Raw genomic sequence first — 21941 nt, 5'->3', positions numbered from 1 at the left:
TTCGGATCAACGAAGTCGTCAGCTTTCCTCTAGCTCTACCGCAAAGCCGACAGTCCACTATTGATGCGGTGGACGGCTCTCCTCCGCCTTGCGGCTATAGTCGCTGGGCCAGAGCTGGAGGAGAGCTGAGATGGACAAGGGTACGACGATTGGTCTGGATATCGCGAAGTCCGTGTTTCAAGTCCACGGCGTAGATGCCGTGGGCCAGGTTGTCATTCGAAGGAAGCTGACCCGTGGGCGAGTGCTGGGGTTCTTCGAGAAGCTGCCGCGATGTCTGGTCGGGATCGAAGCCTGCAGTTCCTCGCACTATTGGGCGAGAGAGCTGACCGCACGAGGTCATGATGTGCGACTGCTGCCGGCACAGTATGTGAAGCCCTATTTGAAGCGACAGAAGAACGATGCGGCCGATGCCGAGGCCATCTGCGAGGCGGTGACCAGGCCGACCATGCGCTTCGTCCCGGTGAAGTCACCCGAGCAGCAGAGCGTGATGATGCTGCACCGGGTTCGGTTGATGCTCAACCGCCAGCGCACGCAGATATCGAACGCGTTGCGGGCCCATCTGTCCGAGTTCGGAGTCGTGGCGCCGATCGGGCGGATCGGGATCGAGCAACTGCTTGTCGTCATTAACGACGATAACGACACGAGGATACCGGCTGACGCGCGGCTCTGTCTGCGGATGCTCGAGGCGCAGCTCACAGTCGTGAAGGCACAGATCCTCGAGAACGATCGCAGGGTGCGGGCGAGTGCACGAGAGACCGAGCTGGGTCGCAGGTTGATGGAGATACCAGGGGTGGGCCCGCTGTTGGCGAGTGCGTTCGTCGCGACCGTCGCCGATCCGCTCGCATTCAAGTCGGGGCGATGCCTCTCGGCCTGGATCGGGCTCGTTCCCAAGCAGAACTCAAGCGGGGGCAAGGAGAAGCTCGGCAGCATCTCCAAAGCCGGCAATCGATACCTGCGCCAGCTGCTCGTGGTCGGAGCGATGGCGGTCATCCGCTATGCCGAGCGGCACGGGACGAGGCGACCCTGGCTCGTGCAGCTGATGGCCCGACGAACGACGAAGGTGGCGGCGGTCGCGCTCGCCAACAAGACCGCCCGGATGGTCTGGGCACTGATGACGAACGGCGAGCGCTACAAGGAGCCGATCATCGCATAAATCGAGATAGGGCGAGTGATCGCCGACGAGTTGGAAAGGGCGAACAGGAGCTAATGCACAGAGCCGGTTGAAACCGCCGGATCAGGAAAACCCACTGGGGCCGTGCACCTCGAGTGCGAGCTTTCGATCGGGACCTGAGCCGCGCGAATGGCATTATGGCCAGCGGCGCGTGAAAAGCCGCACTTACAGGTCGGATACATGGCCGCACCAACCAGCAACTGCAAAATGCTCAAATAAACCCTTGCCAACGGAGAGCCGTCCATACACGGCCCCAGGGCTGCCGGGCGGCATGCGTCTCCATGTCAGCATAGAGAAGCAAGCAGCCATCTCGGGCGACCTGTTGGAGGTCGTAGTAGCGCCAGGAGCAGTCATTTCGATCCTTGGGAGTGAATGCGACTCTGGCCAGTTTATCGGCCCGCCTTGGTAGCGTGACAGCTTCGTCGCGAGGCGACGGCGCCTGCTACAGGGCCGCTACACTCGTGCCAAGGCGGAAGAGGATACACCGCTGCTGGACTAGAGTAAGGCGGGCCGCCCGCCAGGCCGCCCGCCTACTTCAATTCTAGATTTCCAGATAGCGCTTTTGAAGTGACGGAACGCAATTACTTGCGGGTGGTCGTCTGGGTGGCCTGCCCCCCGAAACTGGTCCCATTGGTGGTCGAAACCTCGACCTTCGTCGTCGAGCTGCCCCGCTCGGAAGACGTGGTGTTCGACTGCGAGGCGCTAGCGTTCCAGTCCAGCTTCTTGCTGTCAGTGTTGTACGTTGCACCAGCCGAGACAGTCGTCTCCTGCCCAGCGTGTGCAGCGGTCACAATCAGGATCGAGGCAGCGGCAGCGGCGATAAGTTTGTTCAAGTACGTGTCCTTTCCTCAATGGAGTTGAACACGATCATGAAACACCCGGCTTCTTGCGTGCCGTTTCGATTTCGCGGTTACCGAAACATCGTTTGCTTCAGCTGATTACACCGATGTGGACCGGGCGCGCTTCTACCTTGCCGGCAGGCAAGACCAGAGAGGATATGCTGAAGGCGAGCGTGAATGCCGCTGCCAAGATCAGAATTCGCTTCATTTCCGTTCTCCATTTATGAGCTTCAAAGCTTCGGCCAATTCGGTCGCTTCGCTGAGACGTTCGGTCATCCAGTCGGGATACCAGTTGAGGATGTTGTCCCCTTTGAAGCCGTCGAGCTCTGCAGCAAGCTCCAAATGCTTCTTCGCCTGATGGTTTTGTCCGGCAAGACCGGTGCCCGACGCGGCGTTGAACAGCACCCTTGGGTCATTCTGCAGCGTTGCACAGTGCCTTGCTGCCGCGAGGAACAGTGGTTCCGCGATCTTTTCGGCGGCTAGTCGCGCGGTCCCGAATTGGGCGTCCTTTTTCAGGTCATCGATCTCGTAGGCCACGAAGTAGCCGTTCAGGCGGGCATTGACACCCAGCATAAGATCGATTGTTTCGGCGCACCGAGGGCCCGCCCGAAGAGCTGGGTCCAGCCGTTTTGTGACGCCTGCCATGAGGGCAAAACCGACACCGAGCCTCTGCAGTTTGTCAGATTCATCACAAGCGAAGAGCCGCGCTGCGTGGATGTTGATCTGGCCTTCGAGGTAATCCACGGAGGCGAGGTCGAGATCGCGCTCGGTGCTACCATGCTCACTGATGGGCCTGGCCAACTGGGCAATGAGACGGCGCTCGTAAGTAACGTCGAACTGCGCCGCGCGCAGCAGGCGTTTCAAATACGCCCTGTTTGCCGGAGTATTTGCCTTGAGGACTGCCGCTGACGCCGCCCGAATCTCGAGTTCGTTCAAGAGAGACCGCCGGGCGATGCCCGTAGCCGTGTCGGCCATAACCCGGATCGCGACATGAGAAACTCCGGGCAGTTTCGCGGGCGCCTGAGGACGGCGATTGACGAATTTGGAGATGACGCTGGGACAGCAGCGCTTACCCGTATAGCGCAAGCACAGCTCGTCGATCTCACGCGTGGTGTATTCGAAGTGGTCTTGCAAAATCCGAAGCGCGCTGTGGCTGTCGAGCCACTCGTTGGCGGTGCGGACCGGGTCTTGGTCGTCCATTGCTTCCTCCAGGTTGATGACCTCCAGCCTTGACTCATCATACACGGCCATCAGGCGCTCCCGTTTCGAGGCTGGGAAAGTCTTTAGCCTGAGGATTATGGCATGCATTCGCTTCGTCGCACGACGATGGTCTTGCGAATGGAGAACTGCAGGGCTCAAAGTCGAGGGCACCGTCACTGATTATGCATAAACTTTGTGGGGCTTGCGACTGGCCTTTCGCCGTCCGGTCGCTTTTCTCGAATGGCCGAGTAAGATCGGTAACGCAACGACCGCATTCTGCTATTGCCGTCCTGATAGCAGACGGTCAGTCTCCGGCCCCACACAGGTCGTTCCATAACAGCGGCTTGAAGGACCGCTCCTGGCGCACACGCGCCGTCGGAGAGCTGGTGAGTTAGGTCTCCTTCCCACCCTGAGCGGGCTAACGGCCCCGGAAGCAAGCGTCAGATTTTGTGAACTAGCAGCAATCAGGCAAACTGCCCAATCCGTCGGCGATGCGATGATTTTCGCGTCACTCGGGCGAATGCTCGAAGCCGCACAGTTCCACAAATGCCGGCCATTTGGCATAATTCGGCTTTGGCATGCTCCTTGCTTCGTAGATGGTGTGCAGAGCGTCTAGGGTTCCGGCCGCGACAAGGCGGTGCTGGTCCAAGAGATGCGACCGCCAGGGATGCACTGAGGCATCCGGCGGAACACGGCGGGCCAAAATCCCGGGAGAACCCTGCACGGGTTTGCTGGCGCGAACCTCTCCCGGATGCGCGCTCCGTAAGCCCCAACATAAGGTCCGGACGCAATCCGGATCGCGAACAGGGGTACGCAATGCTTCGCAAGCTGGCCGCAATCATCCTAGCCGCATCACTCAGCCTTCCCATCGTTTCCGCCGCCGACGCGGCGCCCAAGAAAGACTTCAAAATATGCTGGTCGATTTATGTCGGCTGGATGCCGTGGGGCTATCTCTCCGACAGCGGCATCATGAAGAAATGGGCTGAAAAAAACGGCATCAATGTCGAGATCACCCGCATCAACGACTATGTCGAAAGCATCAACCAGTATACCGCCGGCGGTTTCGACGGCTGTTCGATGACCAACATGGACGCGCTGTCGATCCCCGCCGGCGGCGGCGTCGACACCACCGCGTTGATCATCGGCGACTTCTCCAACGGCAATGATGCGGTGATCCTCAAGGACAAGGCAGCACTCGCCGACATTGCCGGCCAGAAGGTCAATCTCGTCGAGCTCTCCGTCTCGCATTACCTGCTGGCGCGGGCGCTGGACACGGTCAATCTCGCCGAGAAGGACATCACCGTCGTCAACACATCCGACGCCGACATGGTCGCCGCCTATGGCACCAGCGACGTCACCTCGGTCGTCACTTGGAACCCGCTGGTTTCCGAGATCGTCGCCATGCCGGGTGCGCACAAGGTTTTCGATTCCGCGCAGATTCCCGGCGAGATCATCGACATGATGGTGGTCAACACCGAGACGCTGAAGGACAACCCGGCGCTGGGCAAGGCGCTTGTCGGCGCGTGGTACGAGGTGATGGAGCTGATGACCTCCGACACGCCGGAAGGCAAGGCAGCCAAGGAGGAGATGGCCAAGGCGTCCGGCACCGACCTCGCCGGCTTCGACGCGCAGCTTGCCTCGACGGCAATGTTCTACGATCCCGCCAAGGCGGTCGAGTTCACCAATGGCAGCGAATTGCCGAAGACGATGGATCTGGTCCGCAACTTCCTGTTCAGCCACGGCATTCTCGGCACCAATGCGACGAGTGTCGACGTGGTCGGCATGAGCTTTGCCGACGGATCCACGCTGGGCGACGCCAAGAACGTCAAGCTGCGTTTCGATCCAGCCTTCATGGCCGAGGCGGCAACCGCAACGCCCTGACCCGACATGCTGGCCAAGGGAATGAGTGCCAGGGATCAAGCCTCCGCGACGGGCGGTGAGGGCACCATGCGCCTTTCCCGGCCAAAGCCGAGGGTGCGACTTCGCATGATCAATGCGAAGGTCTCGCGCGGCGCCGCCTTGTTCCTCGGCGGCTTGCCGTTCCTGTTCGTGGCAATCGCCTATCTGATCGCTTCGGCGCAACGACTGGCGCTCAATCCCAGCGACAAGCTGCTGCCTTCGCCGGTACAGATGTGGTCGGCCTTTCTTGACCTTGCCACGGTGCCGGACAAGCGCTCGGGCGACCTCATCCTGTGGGTCGACACCTATGCCAGTCTCCTCAGGCTGTTCGCGGGCGTAGGCGTTGCGACGGTCGCCGCGCTTTCGCTCGGCATCGCCATCGGCTTCATCCCGCGGGTGCGAGCGTTCCTGCTGCCCTTCGTCACCGTCGTTTGCGTCATCCCTCCGCTGGCGCTGCTGCCGATCCTGTTCATCGCGCTCGGCCTCGGCGAAACGGCCAAGGTCACGCTGATCGCCGTCGGCGTCGCGCCGGTGATGGTGCGCGACATCGCCAACCGGGTGATGGAGTTGCCACCAGAGTTGGTGGCCAAGGCGCAGACGCTTGGCGGCAACAGCTGGACCATGGTCTTGCGGCTGGTGCTGCCGCAAGTCATGCCGCGCCTCATCACTTGCGTGCGGCTGGCGCTCGGGCCGGCCTGGCTGTTCCTGATCGCCGCCGAAGCCATCGCCTCGACCGAAGGGCTGGGTTACCGCATCTTCCTCGTCCGCCGCTATCTCTCGATGGATGTCATCCTGCCCTATGTCGCCTGGATCACGCTGCTTGCCGTGATCACCGACTGGCTGCTGGCGCGGCTGTCGCGGGCAATCTCCCCTTGGGCGCATCCGGTGGGGACCAGATGAGCCGCATCCTCGTTCATGGGCTGGAAAAGAGTTATGGCGATGCCCGCGTGCTCGAGCGGGTCAACGTCACCGCCGAAGCCGGCGAATTCCTGTCGCTGGTCGGCGCCAGCGGCTGCGGAAAATCGACGTTCCTGCGCATTCTGCTCGGCCAGGAGCAGCAGAGCAGCGGCGTCGTCATCGTCGGCGATGGCCCGATCGTGCCCGAGCCGACGCCACAGCGCGGCATCGTCTTTCAGCGCTATTCGGTGTTTCCGCATCTGACCGCAATCCAGAACCTGCTGCTGGTCGAAGACTTTCGCTCGGGTGGGCCGTTTGGCCGCGTCTTCGGCGCCAGGCGCAGAAACGCCAGGCAAGAGGCCGAGGCCATGCTGGCGCGGGTTGGCCTTGCCCATGCGCGCGACCTCTATCCGGCATCGCTCTCCGGCGGGATGCAGCAGCGGCTGGCGATTGCACAGACCTTGCTTGGCCGTCCGCAGATCCTGCTCCTCGATGAACCGTTCGGGGCGCTCGATCCCGGCATCCGCGTCGAGATGCACGACCTGCTGACCGAGCTCTGGACCGAGCATGGCATGACGGTGGTGATGGTCACCCACGATATCGGCGAGGCCTTCAAGCTCGGCACCCGCGTGCTGGTCTTCGACAAGGTGCGCCACGATCCGCAGTTCCCGTCCGCTTACGGCGCGACGATCACCTACGATCTGAGGCTCGACCGCAAGACCCGGGCTTCCTCTCATCATCACTTGGCCAAGGTGGCCGCGATGGTCGGGACGACCCGGCCGGAAACAGCAATGGCGACGACGGCGTCGTAACGGAGAGTTTGAATGTCCAGAAACATCCCCGAACGCAGCCACCGCCGGGCAGGGCTCGTCGCCCGGGCGGCCCGGGAGCGGTTTCACCACCCCGATTTCGACGCCCGCGGCACGCAGGGATGGAAGTCGATCGAGGCCGAGGGCAAGCTGCCGGAAAGCGGCTGGCGCAAGGAGCAGCAATGGGCGCTCGACATGGGCCTGCCGGGATCGGAGTCGATCGTCGACAAGTCGATCCCGACATTCGCGCGCGGCGAGCTGCCGCATTTCGCCGGCATCAATACCTTTCTCAAGGCACCCTATGTCGAGAACGTCCGCGATGTCGGCAAATATGATGCTGCCGTCGTCGGCATTCCTTTCGACAGCGGCACCACCTACCGGCCGGGAACCCGCTTCGGGCCGCAAGGCATTCGCCGCATCTCGGCGCTCTACACGCCGTACAACTACGAGCTCGGCGTCGATTTGCGCGAGCAGATGACGTTGTGCGACGCCGGCGACGTCTTCACCATTCCCGCCAACCTCGAAAAGAGCTTCGACCAGATCACCAAGGGCGTCAGCCATGTCGCCTCGTCCGGCGCGCTGCCGATCATGCTGGGCGGCGACCATTCGATCGGTTTCCCTTGCGTGCGCGGCATCGCCGACGTGACCTCGAAGCGGATCGGCATCATCCATTTCGACCGCCATATCGACATCCAGGAAAAGGATCTCGACGAGCGCATGCACACCACGCCCTGGTATTGGGCGACCAACCTGCCGAACGTCTCGGCGACCAATCTCGTGCAGCTCGGCATCGGCGGCTGGCAGGTCCCCCGCTACGGCGTCGCCGAGGCGAGAAAACGCGGCACCAACGTGCTGACCATTGCCGACATCGAGCAGATGGGACTTGAGAAGGCGGCGGAAATCGCGCTCGAACTCGCATGGAAGGACACCGACGCCGTCTACATCTCTTTCGACGTCGACAGCCTCGATTGTGGTTTCGTGCCCGGCACCGGCTGGCCTGAGCCGGGCGGCTTCCTGCCGCGCGAGGCGCTCAAGCTGCTTGGGCTGGTGACGGCGCCTGGCATTTGCGGCCTGGAAGTGGTCGAGGTCTCGCCGCCCTACGACACGTCGGACATCACCGCGCTGTTCGGTGTGCGCGTCGTCGTCGAAGCGCTCGGCTCGATGGTCGCCCACGGCAATCTCGGCAAGCACAAATCGATCATCGACAAACCGGTGAGTTTTTGACCATGCACGATGACCACCACCACAGTCATGGCCATGACGACGGCCACCACCGGCCGAACGGTCATCATGACCATCCGCACGCCCCCGGCCACAACGGGCCCGCCGGCAAGCCGCTGCAATGGCAGACGCCGCATCTGCCGGATCAAGCTCACGAGCCGCCGGTTGATCCAGCGACGGTCGACCTCGATCTTGTTGAAACCGCCTTCCTCGAAGGCTTTGCACGGGCGCCGGACCCATCCAGCTTTCTGCGCCTGGCCGGCATACCCTTTGTCGGCGAGACGGCGGACGGCGTGCGGCTTCATCTGCTTCGCATCGAGACCGAGGATCTGGTCGATGTCGGCGCGGTCATGCCGCTCGTCGGCGGCACCGGCGTCGCCTATCACCCGTTGCCGGCCCGCCTGACATCGCACCGCCGCCGCCTCGCTTTCATCTATCACGATGGCAATGAGCAAAAGCCGCTCGGCTTCGCCGCGGCGCGCGCCCTTGCAGACCGTTCCGCCGCTTCGCAATTCGCCGTTCCCGGGCACTGAAACCAGAACCCGTCACTCTCATCGAACAGGTACAACCATGAAAACATTTGCAAGACTTGGCATCCTTTCAGCTCTCGCCGGCCTCACACCGTCGCTGGCGTTTGCCCATAGCGGCGGCGCTCACATCCACGGCTTTTTCGCCGGCCTCGAACATCCGCTCCTCGGCATGGACCATCTGCTTGCCATGATCGCGGTCGGCATCATTGGCGCTCGCGCCGGCGGGCGCAGTATTGTCCTTGTCCCGCTGGCCTTTGTCTCGGCCATGGTCGCCGGAGCCTTGCTCGGCATGGCCGGCATCGGCCTGCCTTCGCTTGAAACGGGCATCGCGCTGTCGCTGGTGGTCTTCGGCGCCATGGTCGGCCTTTCCAAGCCGCTGCCGCTGGCCGCCGCCGCGGCGCTGACCGCCCTGTTCGGCCTCTTTCACGGCAACGCCCACGGCCTCGAGATTCCCGAGAGCGCCGGCGGCATCGCCTACGCCGCCGGTTTCGTGCTCGGCACATCGATGCTGCATGCGATCGGGGTGTTGTCCGTCTTCAAGCTCGCCCGTTGGCCGATGAAGGTCCGCACCGCAGGGCTCGCCACCTCGCTGGTTGGAATGGCCATGGCGGCCCAGACCTTCTGAGTGAGGCGATCAACGCAGGCAGTCGGCAAACAGAACTGGAATGCAGATGAGCCAGAAACTGTCGATGAGGCTGCGGCGCATCCGCGATTTGCTGTACCAGATCCTGAAAATCCGGGCCGAGCGGCTTTGAGGGGCGCGGTTTTCGCGTCCCTCCGGTCGAAATGAGCGTCAGAACTCGAGCGCCTGCCTGAGCGCCGGACCGCTCCTGACGCGCAGATCGAGGTCGGCCTCAATATGGTCAATGTGATGCAGCATCAGCGCGCTGGCGCGTTCGGAATTGCCATTTTCCAGCGCTTCGAGGATGTTCATGTGTTCGCTATGACCGCAGCTCGACACGCCCGAGCGGCCGTAGAGCGCGATCACCAGCGATGACCGCGCCACCAGTTCTTCCATGAAGCGCTGGAGGATGGTGTTTCCTGCAACCGAAGCCAGCAGCAGGTGAAAATCGCCCGAAGCTTTGATTTCCGAGCGTCTTGCATTTGGTCCGCGTTCGGCAATGAAGCGGCCCTCTTCATCGAGCTGCGCCTTGAAGGCAACGACATGCGCCGGCGTCATCCGCCCGGCGGCGGCGATAGCTATGCCGGGCTCGATCAGCCGGCGCGAAGCGAAGACCTGACGCGCTTCCTCCGGCGACGGGTTGGCGACGAAGGCGCCACGATTGCGCTCGGTCCGAACCAGGCCTTCGAAGGAGAGCATCTGCAGTGCTGCGCGCGCCACGGTGCGGCTGACATCGAACAGAGTGCCGACCTCGCCTTCCGACAGCTTGGTTCCGGGCGCCAGCCGGCGATCGACGATCGCGTCGCGCAACTGGTCGCGGATCGCCTGGGCGCGATCCTCGTTGGCACTGTCGACAGCAGGGAAAGTCTGGTCGGCTATATTCATGATGATAGTCCCTGTACCTTTCTACCCTGAATCTGGTCGGTTGCAGAGGGCTAAAGTGAATACGATGTCAGGAAAGATTGCATACGATTTTTGCGAGAATCGCCAGCTATCGCCTATATTTTGTGCATAGCACAAGAGTGCCGTTTCGACGGGCGGTCGCATGCAGTCCCGATTTACCCAAAGAATCAACCGTTTGAGGCCGATGCAGGCAACTGGCATGCATGATGCTTTGCTTAAGTTGAGCAGAGAGGAAGCCGGATGTCCAAAGCCGCCGAAATCGACATCGTGTCCGTATCGAAGATCTATGGCGCAACGACTGCCGTCGAACACATCAGCCTGAAAATCCCCGCGGGAACTTATTGTTGCCTGCTCGGCCCGTCCGGCTGCGGCAAGACGTCGACGCTACGCATGATTGCCGGGCACGAGAGCATATCGAGCGGCGACGTGCGTCTCGGCAACACAGTGGTCACCGATCTGCCGCCGGCCAGGCGCGGCACCGCCATGATGTTCCAGTCCTACGCGCTGTTTCCGCATCTCGACCTGGTCGACAATGTTGCGTTCAGCCTCAAGATGAAGGGTGTCGGCAAGGAGGAGCGCCGCGCCAAAGCGCTCGATATGCTGAAGCTGATGCAGATGGAAGCCTATGCCGGCCGCCGCCCGGCACAGCTTTCGGGCGGACAGCAGCAGCGCGTCGCCCTGGCCCGCGCGCTGATCACCGACCCCGAGGCACTGCTGCTCGACGAACCGCTATCGGCACTCGATCCGTTCCTGAAGATCCGCATGCGGGCGGAATTGAAGAAGCTGCAGACGTCGCTCGGCATCACTTTCGTCCACGTCACCCACAGCCAGGAGGAGGCGATGGCGCTCGCCGACCTGATCGTGGTTATGAATGACGGCCGCATCGAGCAGGCGGCGCATCCGCGCGTCGTCTTCGAGCGGCCGGCCACCGCGTTCGTCGCCCGTTTCATGGGCGATCACAACGTCGTCTCCGGCCGCGTCAGTGGCAGCCGCGACGGCATGGTTGTCTTCGATGTGCCGGGTGGCGCCTCGCTAGCGGCCAGCGGGCAGGGCAGGGCGATCGGCGAGCCGATCGATATCGCCATTCGAACCGACCACGTGCGGATCGGCGACCCGCCGGCCATGGGGCTGGGTTTCGCCGGCATCGTCTCCAATATCGAATACCGCGGCTCGACCGTGAAGCTCTCGGTCAATGGCGCCGGCATCGAGGATTTTACCGTGATCGTCGACGACACCAGCTTCTTCGCCAAGCCGGTTGCCGTCGGCGACGCCGTGCCGATCGCCTGGGACACCGAGGACGCGATCGTCCTTGGCCGTCTCGATTCCTGAACCAGAACAACCAATCCAAACAGGGGAACTGACATGACCAACACCACCGACAAGAAGACAGGAATTTCCCGCCGCTCGCTGCTCAAGACAGGTGCCGCCGCCGTCGGTTTTGCCGCCGGCTCCGGCGTGATCACCGGGTTCCCGACGATCTGGGCGCAGAACCCGATCACGCTGCGCCAGTTCGGCACCGGCGTGTCCAACCTCAACGCCATCGCCGACAAGTGCAAGGCGGACCTCGGCATCACGCTGGAGATGACGGCGACCGATTCCGATGCCGCCGCTCAGCGCGCGGTGACCCAGCCGGACAGCTACGATATTGCCGACATCGAATACTGGATCGCCAAGAAGGTGTATCCGTCCGGCGTGATGCAGCCGATGGATGTCAAGAAGCTGAAATATTACGACAAGATCGTACCGCTCTTCATCACCGGCAAGCTGACGCCCGACAGCGTCATTGCCCAGGGCACCGCGCCGCATACGGTCGGCTTCGTCGAGGCACAGGACGCCAAGACCTTCGCCAAGCAGCCGACCCAGTGGATGACGATGGTTCCGACCATCTACAATGCCGATACGCTCGGCATCCGACCCGACCTTGTCGGCCGCGACATCACCACCTGGGCCGACATCATGGATCCGGCCTTCAAGGGCAAGGCCGCCATCCTCAACATCCCGTCGATCGGCATCATGGATGCGGCGATGATCATGGAAGCCATGGGCAACATCAAATATGCCGACAAGGGCAACATGACCAAGGAGGAGATCGACAAGACAATCGACTTCCTGATCAAGGCCAAGCAGGACGGCCAATTCCGGGCGTTCTGGAAATCGTTCGACGAGAGCGTCAACCTGATGGCTTCAGGCGAAGTGGTCATCCAGTCGATGTGGTCGCCGGCCGTCGCGGCGGTCCGCTCCAAGGGCATCGCCTGCAAATACCAGCCGCTCAAGGAAGGCTACCGCTCATGGGGCGGCGGCCTTGGCCTTGCAGCGCATCTCAAGGGCGCTGAGCTCGACGCCGCCTACGAATATATCAACTGGTACCTGTCCGGCTGGGTCGGCGCCTATCTCAACCGCCAGGGCTACTACTCGGCCGCCATGGACACGGCCAAGCAGTTCATGTCCGAGGACGAATGGGGCTACTGGGTCGACGGCAAGCCGGCCAAGGGCGACATCATGGCGCCGGACGGCAAGGTCATGGAGAAGGCGGGCGCCGTGCGCGACGGCGGCTCCTTCGTCGAGCGCATGGGCAAGGTCGCCTGCTGGAACTCGGTCATGGACGAGGACCGCTACATGGTGAGGCGCTGGAACGAGTTCATCGCGGCTTGATGCAAGGCAGGCAATAACTGAGATGTTGCATTCCTTGGCGCCCCCCTCTGTCCTGCCGGACATCTCCCCCACTTGGGGGGAGATTGGCAGCTTCGTTGTTGGCACCTCTTCTTGCAACGTTGGAGATTGGCGAAAGCGGCGGCGACGGCCGATCTCCCCCCATGTGGGGGAGATGTCCGGCAGGACAGAGTGGGGCGCGACGGATCACAGCTTGCCAGATTATCGGCCCTCCTCATCGCACCAAGGCTGTTCCAGATGACTGTGGCTCTCGATCAGCCTATAGCCGCCGCCAAACCCGCCAGGCGTCGCCGCCGCGTCTCGGTCGCCCGCCTCATCCCCTACCTGCAGGCGGCGCCGCTGGCGCTGATCCTCGGCGCGTTCCTTTTGCTGCCGATCCTGATGATCGCCGTGGTCTCCTTCTGGGACTACGACTTCGCGGCGATGTACCCGGATTTCCTGACCACCAACTATTCCGACACGCTCGGCTCCTGGGTCACCTGGAAAACCTATCTGAATACGCTGAAATACGCCGCCATTGTCTGGGCGCTGACGCTGTTCGTCGGCTTCTGGGTCGCCTATTTCCTCGCCTTCCATATCAGGACCACCGCCATGCAGATGGTGCTGTTCCTTGTCTGCACCGTGCCGTTCCTGACCTCCAACATCATTCGCATGATCTCGTGGATTCCGGTGCTTGGCCGCAACGGCCTCGTCAACTCAACCCTGGTTCAGATGGGGCTGATCCCGAAGCCGATCGAATGGCTGCTCTATTCCGAATTCGCCGTGGTGCTGGCCATGGTGCATCTCTACGCGCTGTTCATGGTGACGCCGATCTTCAACACACTGATGCGCATCGACAAGTCGCTGATCGAGGCCGCGCGTGACGCCGGCGCTTCCGGCTGGCAGGTCCTGTGGAACGTCATCATTCCGCTCGCCAAGCCCGGCATGGCGATCGGCACCATCTTTGTCGTGACGCTGGTGATGGCCGACTTTTCGACAGTGCAGGTGATGTCCGGCGGGCAGAGCGCATCCGTCGCACTGATGATGAAGAACCAGATGTCGCTGCTGCAATATCCGGCAGCGGCCGCCAACGCGGTCGTGCTCCTGGTGCTGGTGCTGTTGATGGTCGCCGGCATCCTGCGCATCGTCGATATTCGCAAGGAGCTGTGAGGCGATGAGCCGGGAGAAACGCACCTTTGAATTCTACGTGCTGGCGGCCTTCTTCGCCCTTTTCGTGCTGTTTCTCTACGGCCCGCTTTCAGCGATCCTGATCCTGTCCTTCCAGGGCGAGAATGGCGGGCTGACGTTTCCGCTGAACGGCGTTTCGCTGCACTGGTTCGCCAACCTGTTCGAGCGCCAGGCGGTCGGCGATTTCGGCGGCAGTTTCAAACGCTCCTTCATCCTTGGCCTGATGGTGATGATCGTGACCGTCGGCGTGTCGCTGCTTGCCGGTCTTGCCTTCCGCCAAAAATTTCGCGGCGCCACCGCATTGTTCTATCTGGCGGTCGCCAGTCTCGTCGTGCCGTCGATCATCATCTCGCTCGGCATCGGCGTCGTCTTCGAGCAGATCGGCTTCCGTCCCGCTTGGTATACATCCGCCTTCGGTTCGCATCTGACATGGACCTTGCCCTTCGGCGTGCTGATCATGTTCGCCGTCTTCAACCGGTTCTCACCGGCCTATGAGGAAGCCGCGCGTGATCTCGGAGCGTCGTCCTGGCAGACCTTCGCGCATGTCGTCCTGCCGATGATCGCGCCTAGCCTGATCGGCGTCGGCCTGTTCGGTTTCACTCTCTCCTATGACGAGTTCGCCCGCACGCTGATGACCTCGGGCACGTTCAACACGCTGCCGCTCGAAATCTACGGCATGACGACGAATGTCACGACGCCGGTGCTCTATGCGCTTGGCACCGTGACGACCATGTTTTCCTTCCTGGTGATCCTGCTGACGCTCGGCGCAATCATCTATGTCGGCCGTCGCCGGGCGCGTATTTGAGAACCGCAGTGCAAATCCTCGTTGTCAATCCGAACACCACCGCCAGCATGACCGAAACCATTGCAGCGGCGGCGCGGTTGGTCGCCGGCGCCGAGACGGAAATCGTCGCCGTCACCTCGTCGATGGGGCCAGTTTCGATCGAAGGCTACTACGACGAGGCGCTCGCGGTGCCCGGCCTGCTGGTCGAAATCGCCGCGGGCGAACGGTCGGGCGCGCAGGCCGCGATCATCGCCTGTTTCGACGACACCGGCCTCGATGCCGCGCGCGCCATGGCCAACATGCCGGTCATCGGCATTTGCGAGGCAGCGCTCAGCACGGCCTCGTTCATCGCCCAGCGCTTCACCGTCGTCACCACGACCGAGCGCTCGCGGGTGCCGGTCGAAGGGCTGGTGCAGCGCTACGGCATGGCCGGGCGGGCGCGCGTGCGCGCCGCCGACGTTCCGGTTCTTGCCCTCGAAGACCCGACATCGGACGCGATCCTGAAACTGCGCGGCGAGATCGCGCGCGCGCTCGAGGAGGATCGCGCCGAGGCCATCGTGCTCGGCTGTGCCGGCATGGCCGACCTCGCCGCCGAGCTGCAGCGGGAGTTCGGCGTTCCGGTCATCGACGGCGTCGGCGCGGCGGTCAAGCAAGCCGAGGCACTCGTCGCGCTTGGCCTGTCGACGTCCAAGCGCGGCGCCTATGCAAACCCGCTAGCAAAGCCCTATCGTGGCGCATTGAAATCCTTCGCCCCCGGTTCTGTTGCCGCCGAGTGATCGCAATGCGCCGAACGATCAGAACGCTCGCACTTGAAGAAGTGGAAATCCTTGTCGACTGGGCGGCAGCGGAGGGCTGGAATCCCGGCCTCGGCGATGCCATGGCGTTCCAGGCAGCGGATCCCGAGGGCTTCATTGGCGCTTTCGTCGATGGCGAGATGGTCGCCGGCATTTCGGCTGTGGCCTATGGCGGCGGTTTCGGCTTCATCGGCCTCTACATCTGTCGGCCGGACAGGCGCGGCGAGGGCCATGGCAAGGCGGTCTGGGACGCCGGCATGGCGCGGCTCGGCAATCGCACGATCGGCCTCGATGGCGTCGTCGAACAGCAGGCCAACTATCGCAGCATGGGTTTTGCGCCGGTCCACCGGACGATCCGGTTCGTTGGAGCGCCAAATGTTCCGGCAGCCACCGACAGCGGCATTTGCGTCATAGGCCCGGAACTCATCGCGGATGTCCTGGACTATGACCGCCGATTCTTTCCGGCTTCGAGGCGATCCTTCCTGGACCACTGGCTGCGCCCGCCGCACATGGCACTTGCGATCCTCGAGGAGGGCGCCATTGCGGGGTACGGCGTCGGGCGCCAATGCCGGGACGGCAATAAGATCGGCCCGCTTTTTTCCAACAGCCTTGACGTGGCAAGCCGTCTCTTCGCCGCGCTCGCCAATGCCTCCGGACCCGGAAATGTCCATCTCGACGTTCCCGAGACCAGTGGGCAATTTGCAGCTCGGCTGACGTCCGCCGGTCTCCAGCCGGGCTTTGAAACGGCTCGAATGTACAAGGGAAAAGCGCCGCAGCTCGCGCAGTCCGGCGTCTTTGCGATAACGACCTTGGAGCTTGGTTGAGACGTCGACTAGCGCCCCTCATCCAGCCGGTCGCGCAGGATGCTTAGCGGAAGCAGCATGTTTGGCGCATGCCGCATCAGGCCATGGAGCCGGATCGGCGACGGCGGCGCAAACGGCAGCGGCAAATCCTGCGGCTTTGTTCCATCAGCCCAATCCGCAAGCACCTTGCCCATGCTCGTCGTCATAGCAATGCCACGTCCGTTGCAGGCAAAGCCCGCGATCAGGCCAGGCCCCAGGTCGACAAGGTGCGGCAGGAAGTCGGGCTCGACGGCGGCCATCCCCGACCAGCTGTAGGCGAGTGGTGGGATTTCCGGGAGATCGAGGTGTTTTGCAAGCCGGCGCCAGATCGCATGCGGCACCCGCGCGTCGGCGCCGGGACCAAGACTATGCATGCCGCCGGTTATCAGCCGGTTTTCGCTATCGAAGCGGAAGGTGAAAAGATTGCGCCTGGTGTCGCCGACGCCTTGCCCGCCTGGAAGCAGGTAAGTGCGGTATTCGCGCGGCAGCGGAGCCGTCGCGATCTGGAAGATTTTCAGAGGAAAGTAGGTTCGCTGCAGCGCGCGGTTCAGTGGTCCGCCATAGGCGTTGGTGGCAATCAGCACCTTTCCAGCACGCACCGAACCCGATTCCGTCTTCAAAGCCCAGCCATCCCCGTTGCGATCGATCGATGCAACGCGCGTATGCTCGAAGATGCGGGCTCCGGCCTTTTCCGCCGCGTCAGCGAGGCCGCGTGCGTATTCGACCGGATTGAGGACACCGCCCGACGGGTCCATCCAGCCGCCGGGATAACCCCGAATGCCGGTCAGATCTTCGGTTTCCTGCCTGTCCAGCGTAACAGTCGCTCTTCCGCGTCTTGCCCATTGTTCGGCGCGCGACCTGGTTTTTTCGAGAGCGGCCTGCGAATGGGCCGGTTGTATCCATCCGCTCTGGTCTGCGTCGCATTCGATGCCGTGCCGCCTGATCAGGTCGAAGACGAGGTCGGCGCTGCCGGTGGCGAACTCGACAAGGCGTTCGCCGCGTTCGGGTCCGAGCTCGGCAGCGATATCGTCGGGGTCTCTTTTCGCGAAATTCGGCACGACGAAGCCGGCATTCCTGCCGGTCGCGCCCCAGGCGATGATTTCCGCTTCGAGGACGGCGACGGAGATGCCTTTTTCAGCGGTATGCAGCGCGGTGGAAAGGCCTGAGAACCCGCCGCCGACAATCGCCAGGTCGACATCGAGTGCGCCTTCGAGGGTAGGCCGGTCACGGCGATTGCGGCTGACGGCGTGCCAGAGGGAAACGCCGGAAGACCCGGCAACCTCGATCATGACGCTGTTCCGCTCTCACCCGTAGCCACTCGGACACGCTTGCCGAATCTTGGCCGCCACGGCCTGTCGCCAAACAGGCCGTTCGGCCTGACCAGAAGAATGACGCACAGCATCACGCCGATGGCGACGATCTGCAGCGAGGCGGCGCGGGCCTGCTGCTCCGGCGAAAACAACACGCTCGTTAACGCTCCCGATCCGGCCCATATCGCCCAGACAAGAATGCTGCCGATGACGGCGCCGATGTTGCTGCCCGAGCCGCCGACGATCAGCATCACCCAGACCTGGAAAGTCAGCGCCGGCAAATAATTGTCCGGAGCGATGAAGCCGGTGAAATGCGCCTGCAACGCGCCGGCCAGTGCCATGATGGCACCGCCCACGGCAAAGGCCTGAACGCGATAGAAGCGTGCGCTTTTCCCCAGGGATATCGCTGCCCGCTCATCCTCGCGAAGCGCCTTCAACACGCGCCCCCACGGGCTGCGCGACAGATGCTCCAGCGCGAGATAGACGATCAGCGTCACCACCGAGACGACGGCAAGGTTCGACAGGTTGAACAGCAAAGGCGTTTCGGCGAGGCCGCCGAAAGGACGCGGAATGAAGCCGATGCCGAACGGGCCGCCCGTCAGCTTCTGGGCATTAAGCGCCACCAGCTGCACGACGACGGCAACGCCGAAGGTGGTGATCGCCAGATAGTCTGATCTCAGGCGCAGCGTGGCAATGCCGGTAATCGCGGCGGCGATGCCGCCCACCAGCATGGCGCCGAGCCAGCCGACAAGGATCGGCAGGCCGAAGCCGCCCAGGCGCGCAGCATCGTCGGGCGTGGTCAGCAGTGCCGACGTGTAGGCGCCGATGGCAACGAAGCCCGCGAGTCCGACATTGAAAAGGCCGGTGAGCCCCCATTGCAGGTTGAGCCCGAGCGTGACGAGCGAAAAGATCAGTGCGGTCGTCAGGAAGAAAGCGCCATAGCCGAGCAGATCCATCAGCGTTCTCTCACTCCGAAAAGGCCGATAGGCCGCACGAACAGCACGGACATCAGGATGATGAAGGAGACGGCAGCGCGCCATTCGGCGCCGACCAACTGCACTGCGCCGGCTTCGGCCATACCGATGATCAATCCGCCGAGAACAGCGCCAGGCACGCTGCCGATGCCGCCGAGGATGGCGGCCGCGAACATCGGCAGCAGCATGTCGAAACCCATGAATGGACGGATCTGGATGAGAATGCCGATCATCACGCCGGCGACGCAGGCTAGCGCTCCGCCAATGATCCAGGTGACGCGCACGATCTTGGCGACGTCGATGCCGACAATGCGCGCCAAGGCCGCATTCTGGCTCAGTGCCTGCATGGAACGGCCGGTCTGGGTGCGGGTCATCAAGAGATGCACGCCGAGCACGAGAACGGCGGTCAGCAGCAGCAGCGCGATCTGGTCGGGAGTGACGCGAATGCCGAAGCCGACCGGCATGGCGATCTGGATGGCCCGGCTGAAATAGGTCGGACGCGAGCTGAAGATGAATTCGAGCAGGCTTCTCAGCGCCATCGAGGCGCCGAAGCTCGCCATCACCACAATGATCGCCTGGCCCTTGGCCCGCAGCTGCGCGAAAAGCATCATGTCGAGCAGCAGCGCCAGCAGGCCGGTGATCGCCATGCCGACGATTACCGCGGCGATCAGCGGCCAGCCGAAGGACAGGGGAGCCATCGGCGCGATCTTGCCGAACATCGCGCCGATGGCGCCGACGACGGCGAGCGTCGCATAGGCGCCCCAGGCCATGAAGTCGCCATGCGCGAAGTTCGAGAAGCGCAGGATCGAATAGGTGAGCGTCACGCCGATGGCGCCGAGGCCGATCATCGAACCTGCCAGCAGTCCGTCGACGACAAATTGCAGGTTCATGCCGCGCTTCCTTTGCCCGAGTGCCGGTCTCTTTCAGGATTGAGGCGGCGCTGGCCAAGATAGAGTTCGGCGACGACCGGATCGTTCCAGAGCTCGGAGGCGATGCCCTCGTGCCGGTCCTTGCCCTCGACCAGCACATACGCGCGATCGCCGATGGCAAGTGCTGCCTTGGCGTTCTGTTCGACCAGGAGAATGGTGACGCCGGATTTGCGTATACCGGCCAGCATCTCGAACACCATCGACACGAATTTCGGCGACAGGCCGGCCGACGGCTCGTCGAGCACCAGCACCTTGGGATGAACGATCAATGCCCGGGCGATGGCCAGCATCTGCCGCTGTCCGCCCGAGAGATTTCCGGCGGCGGTTCTGCGCTGACGGGCGAGATCGGGAAAGGCCCCATACATTTCCTCGATGCGGGCAGGGGTCTCGCGCGGCTTCAGGATGCCACAGGCGACGTTCAGATTGTCCTCGACTGACATCAAGGGGAAGATGTTTTCGGTCTGCGGCACGAAGGCAAGGCCGAGGCGGACCATGGTGTGGGCGGGCGCCGCGGTGATATCCTTGCCGTCCAGCAGGACCGTGCCGCCGGTGATCGGGACAAGGCCGGCAATCGCCTTGATCAAGGTCGACTTGCCGGCGCCGTTGGGGCCGAGAACGACAACTATCTCACCCTTGTCGACGGTGATTGTGGCGCCCCGCACGATCGGCACGCCTGGCTCGTAGCCGGCTTCGAGATCGCGGACATCGAGAACTGTTTGGCTCATGCCGCGCCTCCGAGATAGGCTTCGATGACGCGTGGATCGCGCGCCACCTCATCGGGGGTGCCTTCGCACAGAAGCTGGCCGCTCGCCATGACCAGCACGCGGTGGCAGAGCCGCGTCACCACGTCGATATTGTGCTCGATCAGCAGGAAAGTAATGCCGCGGGCGTTGATGTCGCGGATGCGATCGATGATGACTTCGAGCAACGTCGCGTTGACGCCGGCCGCCGGCTCATCGAGCAGGATGATCGCCGGGTCAGCCATCATGACGCGGGCGAGTTCGAGCAGCTTGCGCTGGCCGCCGGAAAGTAGACGCGCCGGCTCGTGCGCCAGGCGGGCGAGCGTCACGAGCTCGAGCAGCTCGATGGCTTTCGTCTCGGCCGCTCTTTCTTCGGCGGCGACCCGCCGTGGAGTCAGGAAATTGGCGAGCAGTCTTTCTCCGGCCTGGCCCTGCTCGGCCAGCATGACGTTTTCGATCAGCGTCAGATTGGGCAGCGGCCGGGGGATCTGGAAGGTGCGGCCAAGGCCGCGGCCGATGCGGCGATGGGCAGCTTCCCCCGACAGCGGTGTGCCGTTGAGAAGGATCTCGCCGCTGGTCGGCAGGATGCTGCCGGCCAGCAGGTCGAACATCGTCGTCTTGCCGGCGCCGTTCGGACCGATGAGGCCGAGTATCTCACCCGACCGGACCTCGAACGAGACATTGTTGACTGCGACAAGGCCGCCGAAGCGCCTGACGACGTTCCTGGCCGTCAGAACCGGCGTAAGGGTGTTCGCCCGCTGTTGTGCGGTTGTGTCACTCATGGAACCTCTGGCCGAAAGCGATCGTCGCCGCCTTCTGGTTTTGATTTGTGATCACACTTGCTTTGATCACGCTATTCGGCTTTAATTTCTTCCGCAAGCCGAAAAACGGGCCGAGACCGGGACTGCAATGCAGAAGGTCGTCATCGAAAAGAACAATGAGGTGATCGCAGCCCAGCTTACGCCGGTCGGCCGCGAGACCGTGCAGGATCGCGTCTATTCGGAGTTGCGCCGGGCCTTGATCGGCGGTCTTTTCGAGCCCAGCCAGGTTTTGACAATCCGCGGCCTCGCCGACGCACTGGTCACCAGCACCATGCCGGTGCGCGAGGCGCTCGGACGGCTGATCACGGAGAAGGCGCTGGAGGCGCTTCCCAACCGTTCCGTGCGCGTGCCGCCGATCACGCTGGAGCGTATCGACGATCTCTTGCGCGCCCGCTCCCTGATCGAGGGCGAAGCGATCGCGCTGGCCGCCACGCGCATGAATCCGCGCCAGATTGCTTCGGTCGAAGCCATGCTCGGCGAGTGGGACGAGATGCGGGCGTTAAAGCACAAAAAGGATATCGACCGCGAGGCGACGCTCAACCAGAGCTTCCACTTCGAGATCTACCGTTGCTGCGGCTCCGCCGTGTTGATCCCGATGATCGAGAGCCTGTGGCTACAATCCGGACCCTGTATCCGCGTCGCCATCTACGCCTTTTCGGATGCCGGCGAGGTCGATACCGCCCACTATCACCGCAGCATTGTCGCAGCGCTTGCAAGGCAGGATGCCAAAGCAGCGCGCGAGGCGCTGGTGGCCGACATCAGCCGGCCCTTCGCTTTCCTGCGCGACAAGCTTCAATCCGCCAATACGAAAGATTGAGG

Annotated in this window: 22 protein-coding genes and 1 riboswitch; of the genes, 14 read left to right on the top strand and 8 right to left on the bottom strand. The window is 62.9% G+C overall.

The window, feature by feature from the left end; all coding sequences use genetic code 11:
• Positions 1-130 precede the first annotated feature (130 nt).
• On the top strand, positions 131-1153 hold the full coding sequence (locus tag A9K68_RS26695) for an IS110 family transposase (protein WP_065010339.1): 1023 nt from the start codon (positions 131-133) through the stop codon (positions 1151-1153).
• Positions 1154-1752: 599 nt separating this feature from the next.
• Here the strand turns inward: A9K68_RS26695 and A9K68_RS26690 are convergent.
• Together A9K68_RS26690 and A9K68_RS26685 are read right to left on the bottom strand one after the other, a co-directional pair.
• The gene (locus A9K68_RS26690) at positions 1753-2004 is read right to left on the bottom strand and encodes a hypothetical protein (protein ID WP_065008404.1); all 252 of its coding nucleotides are present in this window, start codon (positions 2002-2004) and stop codon (positions 1753-1755) included.
• 210 nt (positions 2005-2214) lie between these two features.
• Complete coding sequence (locus tag A9K68_RS26685; protein WP_065008403.1) at positions 2215-3261, bottom strand: hypothetical protein; 1047 nt, start codon at positions 3259-3261, stop codon at positions 2215-2217.
• Positions 3262-3811: 550 nt separating this feature from the next.
• A riboswitch (guanidine-I (ykkC/yxkD leader) is annotated at positions 3812-3926 on the top strand.
• 100 nt (positions 3927-4026) lie between these two features.
• Here A9K68_RS26685 and A9K68_RS26680 point away from each other — a divergent pair.
• The 6 genes from A9K68_RS26680 (at position 4027) to A9K68_RS26655 (ending at position 9191) form a co-directional block, all read left to right on the top strand.
• On the top strand, positions 4027-5091 hold the full coding sequence (locus tag A9K68_RS26680; protein WP_065008402.1) for a putative urea ABC transporter substrate-binding protein: 1065 nt from the start codon (positions 4027-4029) through the stop codon (positions 5089-5091).
• A 105-nt stretch (positions 5092-5196) separates the two neighbouring features.
• Positions 5197-6009: an ABC transporter permease gene (locus A9K68_RS26675; protein ID WP_246811237.1), complete on the top strand. Its 813-nt coding sequence runs from the start codon at positions 5197-5199 to the stop codon at positions 6007-6009.
• Positions 6006-6818: an ATP-binding cassette domain-containing protein gene (locus A9K68_RS26670; protein ID WP_065008401.1), complete on the top strand. Its 813-nt coding sequence runs from the start codon at positions 6006-6008 to the stop codon at positions 6816-6818. Before A9K68_RS26675 ends, A9K68_RS26670 begins: the two co-directional genes overlap by 4 nt.
• A gap of 12 nt (positions 6819-6830) precedes the next feature.
• On the top strand, positions 6831-8039 hold the full coding sequence (locus A9K68_RS26665) for an agmatinase family protein (RefSeq protein ID WP_065008400.1): 1209 nt from the start codon (positions 6831-6833) through the stop codon (positions 8037-8039).
• 2 nt (positions 8040-8041) lie between these two features.
• Positions 8042-8569 (top strand): hypothetical protein, encoded by a 528-nt coding sequence (locus A9K68_RS26660; protein WP_065008399.1) that lies wholly within the window; start codon positions 8042-8044, stop codon positions 8567-8569.
• Positions 8570-8606: 37 nt separating this feature from the next.
• Entirely contained in the window at positions 8607-9191 is a 585-nt protein-coding gene (locus tag A9K68_RS26655) for a HupE/UreJ family protein (RefSeq protein WP_065008398.1), read from the top strand.
• A gap of 168 nt (positions 9192-9359) precedes the next feature.
• Here the strand turns inward: A9K68_RS26655 and A9K68_RS26650 are convergent, their stop codons facing one another.
• Positions 9360-10073, bottom strand: coding sequence for a GntR family transcriptional regulator (locus tag A9K68_RS26650; protein ID WP_065008397.1), 714 nt, complete (start codon positions 10071-10073; stop codon positions 9360-9362).
• Between the two features lie 258 nt (positions 10074-10331).
• Between A9K68_RS26650 and A9K68_RS26645 the strand changes: the two genes are divergently transcribed.
• The 6 genes from A9K68_RS26645 (at position 10332) to A9K68_RS26620 (ending at position 16330) form a co-directional block, all read left to right on the top strand.
• The gene (locus tag A9K68_RS26645; RefSeq protein ID WP_065008396.1) at positions 10332-11420 is read left to right on the top strand and encodes an ABC transporter ATP-binding protein; all 1089 of its coding nucleotides are present in this window, start codon (positions 10332-10334) and stop codon (positions 11418-11420) included.
• A gap of 33 nt (positions 11421-11453) precedes the next feature.
• A complete protein-coding gene (locus A9K68_RS26640; protein WP_065008395.1) occupies positions 11454-12743 on the top strand; it encodes a PotD/PotF family extracellular solute-binding protein in 1290 nt (429 codons plus the stop codon).
• Between the two features lie 255 nt (positions 12744-12998).
• On the top strand, positions 12999-13910 hold the full coding sequence (locus A9K68_RS26635; protein WP_065008394.1) for an ABC transporter permease: 912 nt from the start codon (positions 12999-13001) through the stop codon (positions 13908-13910).
• 4 nt (positions 13911-13914) lie between these two features.
• Positions 13915-14733: an ABC transporter permease gene (locus A9K68_RS26630; RefSeq protein WP_065008393.1), complete on the top strand. Its 819-nt coding sequence runs from the start codon at positions 13915-13917 to the stop codon at positions 14731-14733.
• Between the two features lie 8 nt (positions 14734-14741).
• A complete protein-coding gene (locus tag A9K68_RS26625) occupies positions 14742-15488 on the top strand; it encodes an aspartate/glutamate racemase family protein (protein ID WP_065008392.1) in 747 nt (248 codons plus the stop codon).
• A gap of 5 nt (positions 15489-15493) precedes the next feature.
• Positions 15494-16330: a GNAT family N-acetyltransferase gene (locus A9K68_RS26620; protein ID WP_065008422.1), complete on the top strand. Its 837-nt coding sequence runs from the start codon at positions 15494-15496 to the stop codon at positions 16328-16330.
• An 8-nt stretch (positions 16331-16338) separates the two neighbouring features.
• Here the strand turns inward: A9K68_RS26620 and A9K68_RS26615 are convergent, their stop codons facing one another.
• The 5 genes from A9K68_RS26615 to A9K68_RS26595 are packed head-to-tail and all read right to left on the bottom strand — an operon-like array spanning position 16339 to position 21083.
• Positions 16339-17637 carry an FAD-dependent oxidoreductase gene (locus A9K68_RS26615; RefSeq protein WP_065008391.1) on the bottom strand — a complete coding sequence of 433 codons (1299 nt, stop codon included), beginning with the start codon at positions 17635-17637 and terminating at the stop codon, positions 16339-16341.
• On the bottom strand, positions 17634-18617 hold the full coding sequence (locus tag A9K68_RS26610; RefSeq protein WP_065008421.1) for a branched-chain amino acid ABC transporter permease: 984 nt from the start codon (positions 18615-18617) through the stop codon (positions 17634-17636). Before A9K68_RS26610 ends, A9K68_RS26615 begins: the two co-directional genes overlap by 4 nt.
• Positions 18614-19522 carry a branched-chain amino acid ABC transporter permease gene (locus tag A9K68_RS26605; RefSeq protein ID WP_065008390.1) on the bottom strand — a complete coding sequence of 303 codons (909 nt, stop codon included), beginning with the start codon at positions 19520-19522 and terminating at the stop codon, positions 18614-18616. Before A9K68_RS26605 ends, A9K68_RS26610 begins: the two co-directional genes overlap by 4 nt.
• Positions 19519-20286, bottom strand: coding sequence for an ABC transporter ATP-binding protein (locus A9K68_RS26600; RefSeq protein ID WP_065008389.1), 768 nt, complete (start codon positions 20284-20286; stop codon positions 19519-19521). Before A9K68_RS26600 ends, A9K68_RS26605 begins: the two co-directional genes overlap by 4 nt.
• Positions 20283-21083 carry an ABC transporter ATP-binding protein gene (locus A9K68_RS26595; protein WP_065008388.1) on the bottom strand — a complete coding sequence of 267 codons (801 nt, stop codon included), beginning with the start codon at positions 21081-21083 and terminating at the stop codon, positions 20283-20285. Before A9K68_RS26595 ends, A9K68_RS26600 begins: the two co-directional genes overlap by 4 nt.
• 127 nt (positions 21084-21210) lie before the next feature.
• On the opposite strand from A9K68_RS26595, the gene A9K68_RS26590 reads away from it, so the two are divergent.
• Positions 21211-21939, top strand: a complete 729-nt coding sequence (locus tag A9K68_RS26590; RefSeq protein WP_065008387.1) for a GntR family transcriptional regulator — start codon at positions 21211-21213, stop codon at positions 21937-21939.
• The last annotated feature ends 2 nt before the right edge of the window (positions 21940-21941 follow it).

The organism is Mesorhizobium sp. AA22, from assembly GCF_001672375.2.
Classification (GTDB): domain Bacteria; phylum Pseudomonadota; class Alphaproteobacteria; order Rhizobiales; family Rhizobiaceae; genus Mesorhizobium; species Mesorhizobium wenxiniae.
The sequence above is the reverse complement of the archived record's forward strand: the minus strand, read 5'-3'. Positions and strand labels throughout refer to the sequence as shown.

What these genes read in the sequence shown, in the direction of transcription:
- A9K68_RS26600 (WP_065008389.1), bottom strand. Translation starts at nt 20,286, where the DNA reads ATGAGCCAAACAGTTCTCGATGTCCGCGATCTCGAAGCCGGCTACGAG.
- A9K68_RS26650 (WP_065008397.1), bottom strand. Translation starts at nt 10,073, where the DNA reads ATGAATATAGCCGACCAGACTTTCCCTGCTGTCGACAGTGCCAACGAG.
- A9K68_RS26645 (WP_065008396.1), top strand. Translation starts at nt 10,332, where the DNA reads ATGTCCAAAGCCGCCGAAATCGACATCGTGTCCGTATCGAAGATCTAT.
- A9K68_RS26675 (WP_246811237.1), top strand. Translation starts at nt 5,197, where the DNA reads ATGATCAATGCGAAGGTCTCGCGCGGCGCCGCCTTGTTCCTCGGCGGC.
- A9K68_RS26670 (WP_065008401.1), top strand. Translation starts at nt 6,006, where the DNA reads ATGAGCCGCATCCTCGTTCATGGGCTGGAAAAGAGTTATGGCGATGCC.
- A9K68_RS26595 (WP_065008388.1), bottom strand. Translation starts at nt 21,083, where the DNA reads ATGAGTGACACAACCGCACAACAGCGGGCGAACACCCTTACGCCGGTT.
- A9K68_RS26590 (WP_065008387.1), top strand. Translation starts at nt 21,211, where the DNA reads ATGCAGAAGGTCGTCATCGAAAAGAACAATGAGGTGATCGCAGCCCAG.
- A9K68_RS26655 (WP_065008398.1), top strand. Translation starts at nt 8,607, where the DNA reads ATGAAAACATTTGCAAGACTTGGCATCCTTTCAGCTCTCGCCGGCCTC.
- A9K68_RS26665 (WP_065008400.1), top strand. Translation starts at nt 6,831, where the DNA reads ATGTCCAGAAACATCCCCGAACGCAGCCACCGCCGGGCAGGGCTCGTC.
- A9K68_RS26615 (WP_065008391.1), bottom strand. Translation starts at nt 17,637, where the DNA reads ATGATCGAGGTTGCCGGGTCTTCCGGCGTTTCCCTCTGGCACGCCGTC.
- A9K68_RS26635 (WP_065008394.1), top strand. Translation starts at nt 12,999, where the DNA reads ATGACTGTGGCTCTCGATCAGCCTATAGCCGCCGCCAAACCCGCCAGG.
- A9K68_RS26695 (WP_065010339.1), top strand. Translation starts at nt 131, where the DNA reads ATGGACAAGGGTACGACGATTGGTCTGGATATCGCGAAGTCCGTGTTT.
- A9K68_RS26660 (WP_065008399.1), top strand. Translation starts at nt 8,042, where the DNA reads ATGCACGATGACCACCACCACAGTCATGGCCATGACGACGGCCACCAC.
- A9K68_RS26605 (WP_065008390.1), bottom strand. Translation starts at nt 19,522, where the DNA reads ATGAACCTGCAATTTGTCGTCGACGGACTGCTGGCAGGTTCGATGATC.
- A9K68_RS26680 (WP_065008402.1), top strand. Translation starts at nt 4,027, where the DNA reads ATGCTTCGCAAGCTGGCCGCAATCATCCTAGCCGCATCACTCAGCCTT.
- A9K68_RS26630 (WP_065008393.1), top strand. Translation starts at nt 13,915, where the DNA reads ATGAGCCGGGAGAAACGCACCTTTGAATTCTACGTGCTGGCGGCCTTC.
- A9K68_RS26640 (WP_065008395.1), top strand. Translation starts at nt 11,454, where the DNA reads ATGACCAACACCACCGACAAGAAGACAGGAATTTCCCGCCGCTCGCTG.
- A9K68_RS26620 (WP_065008422.1), top strand. Translation starts at nt 15,494, where the DNA reads ATGCGCCGAACGATCAGAACGCTCGCACTTGAAGAAGTGGAAATCCTT.
- A9K68_RS26685 (WP_065008403.1), bottom strand. Translation starts at nt 3,261, where the DNA reads ATGGCCGTGTATGATGAGTCAAGGCTGGAGGTCATCAACCTGGAGGAA.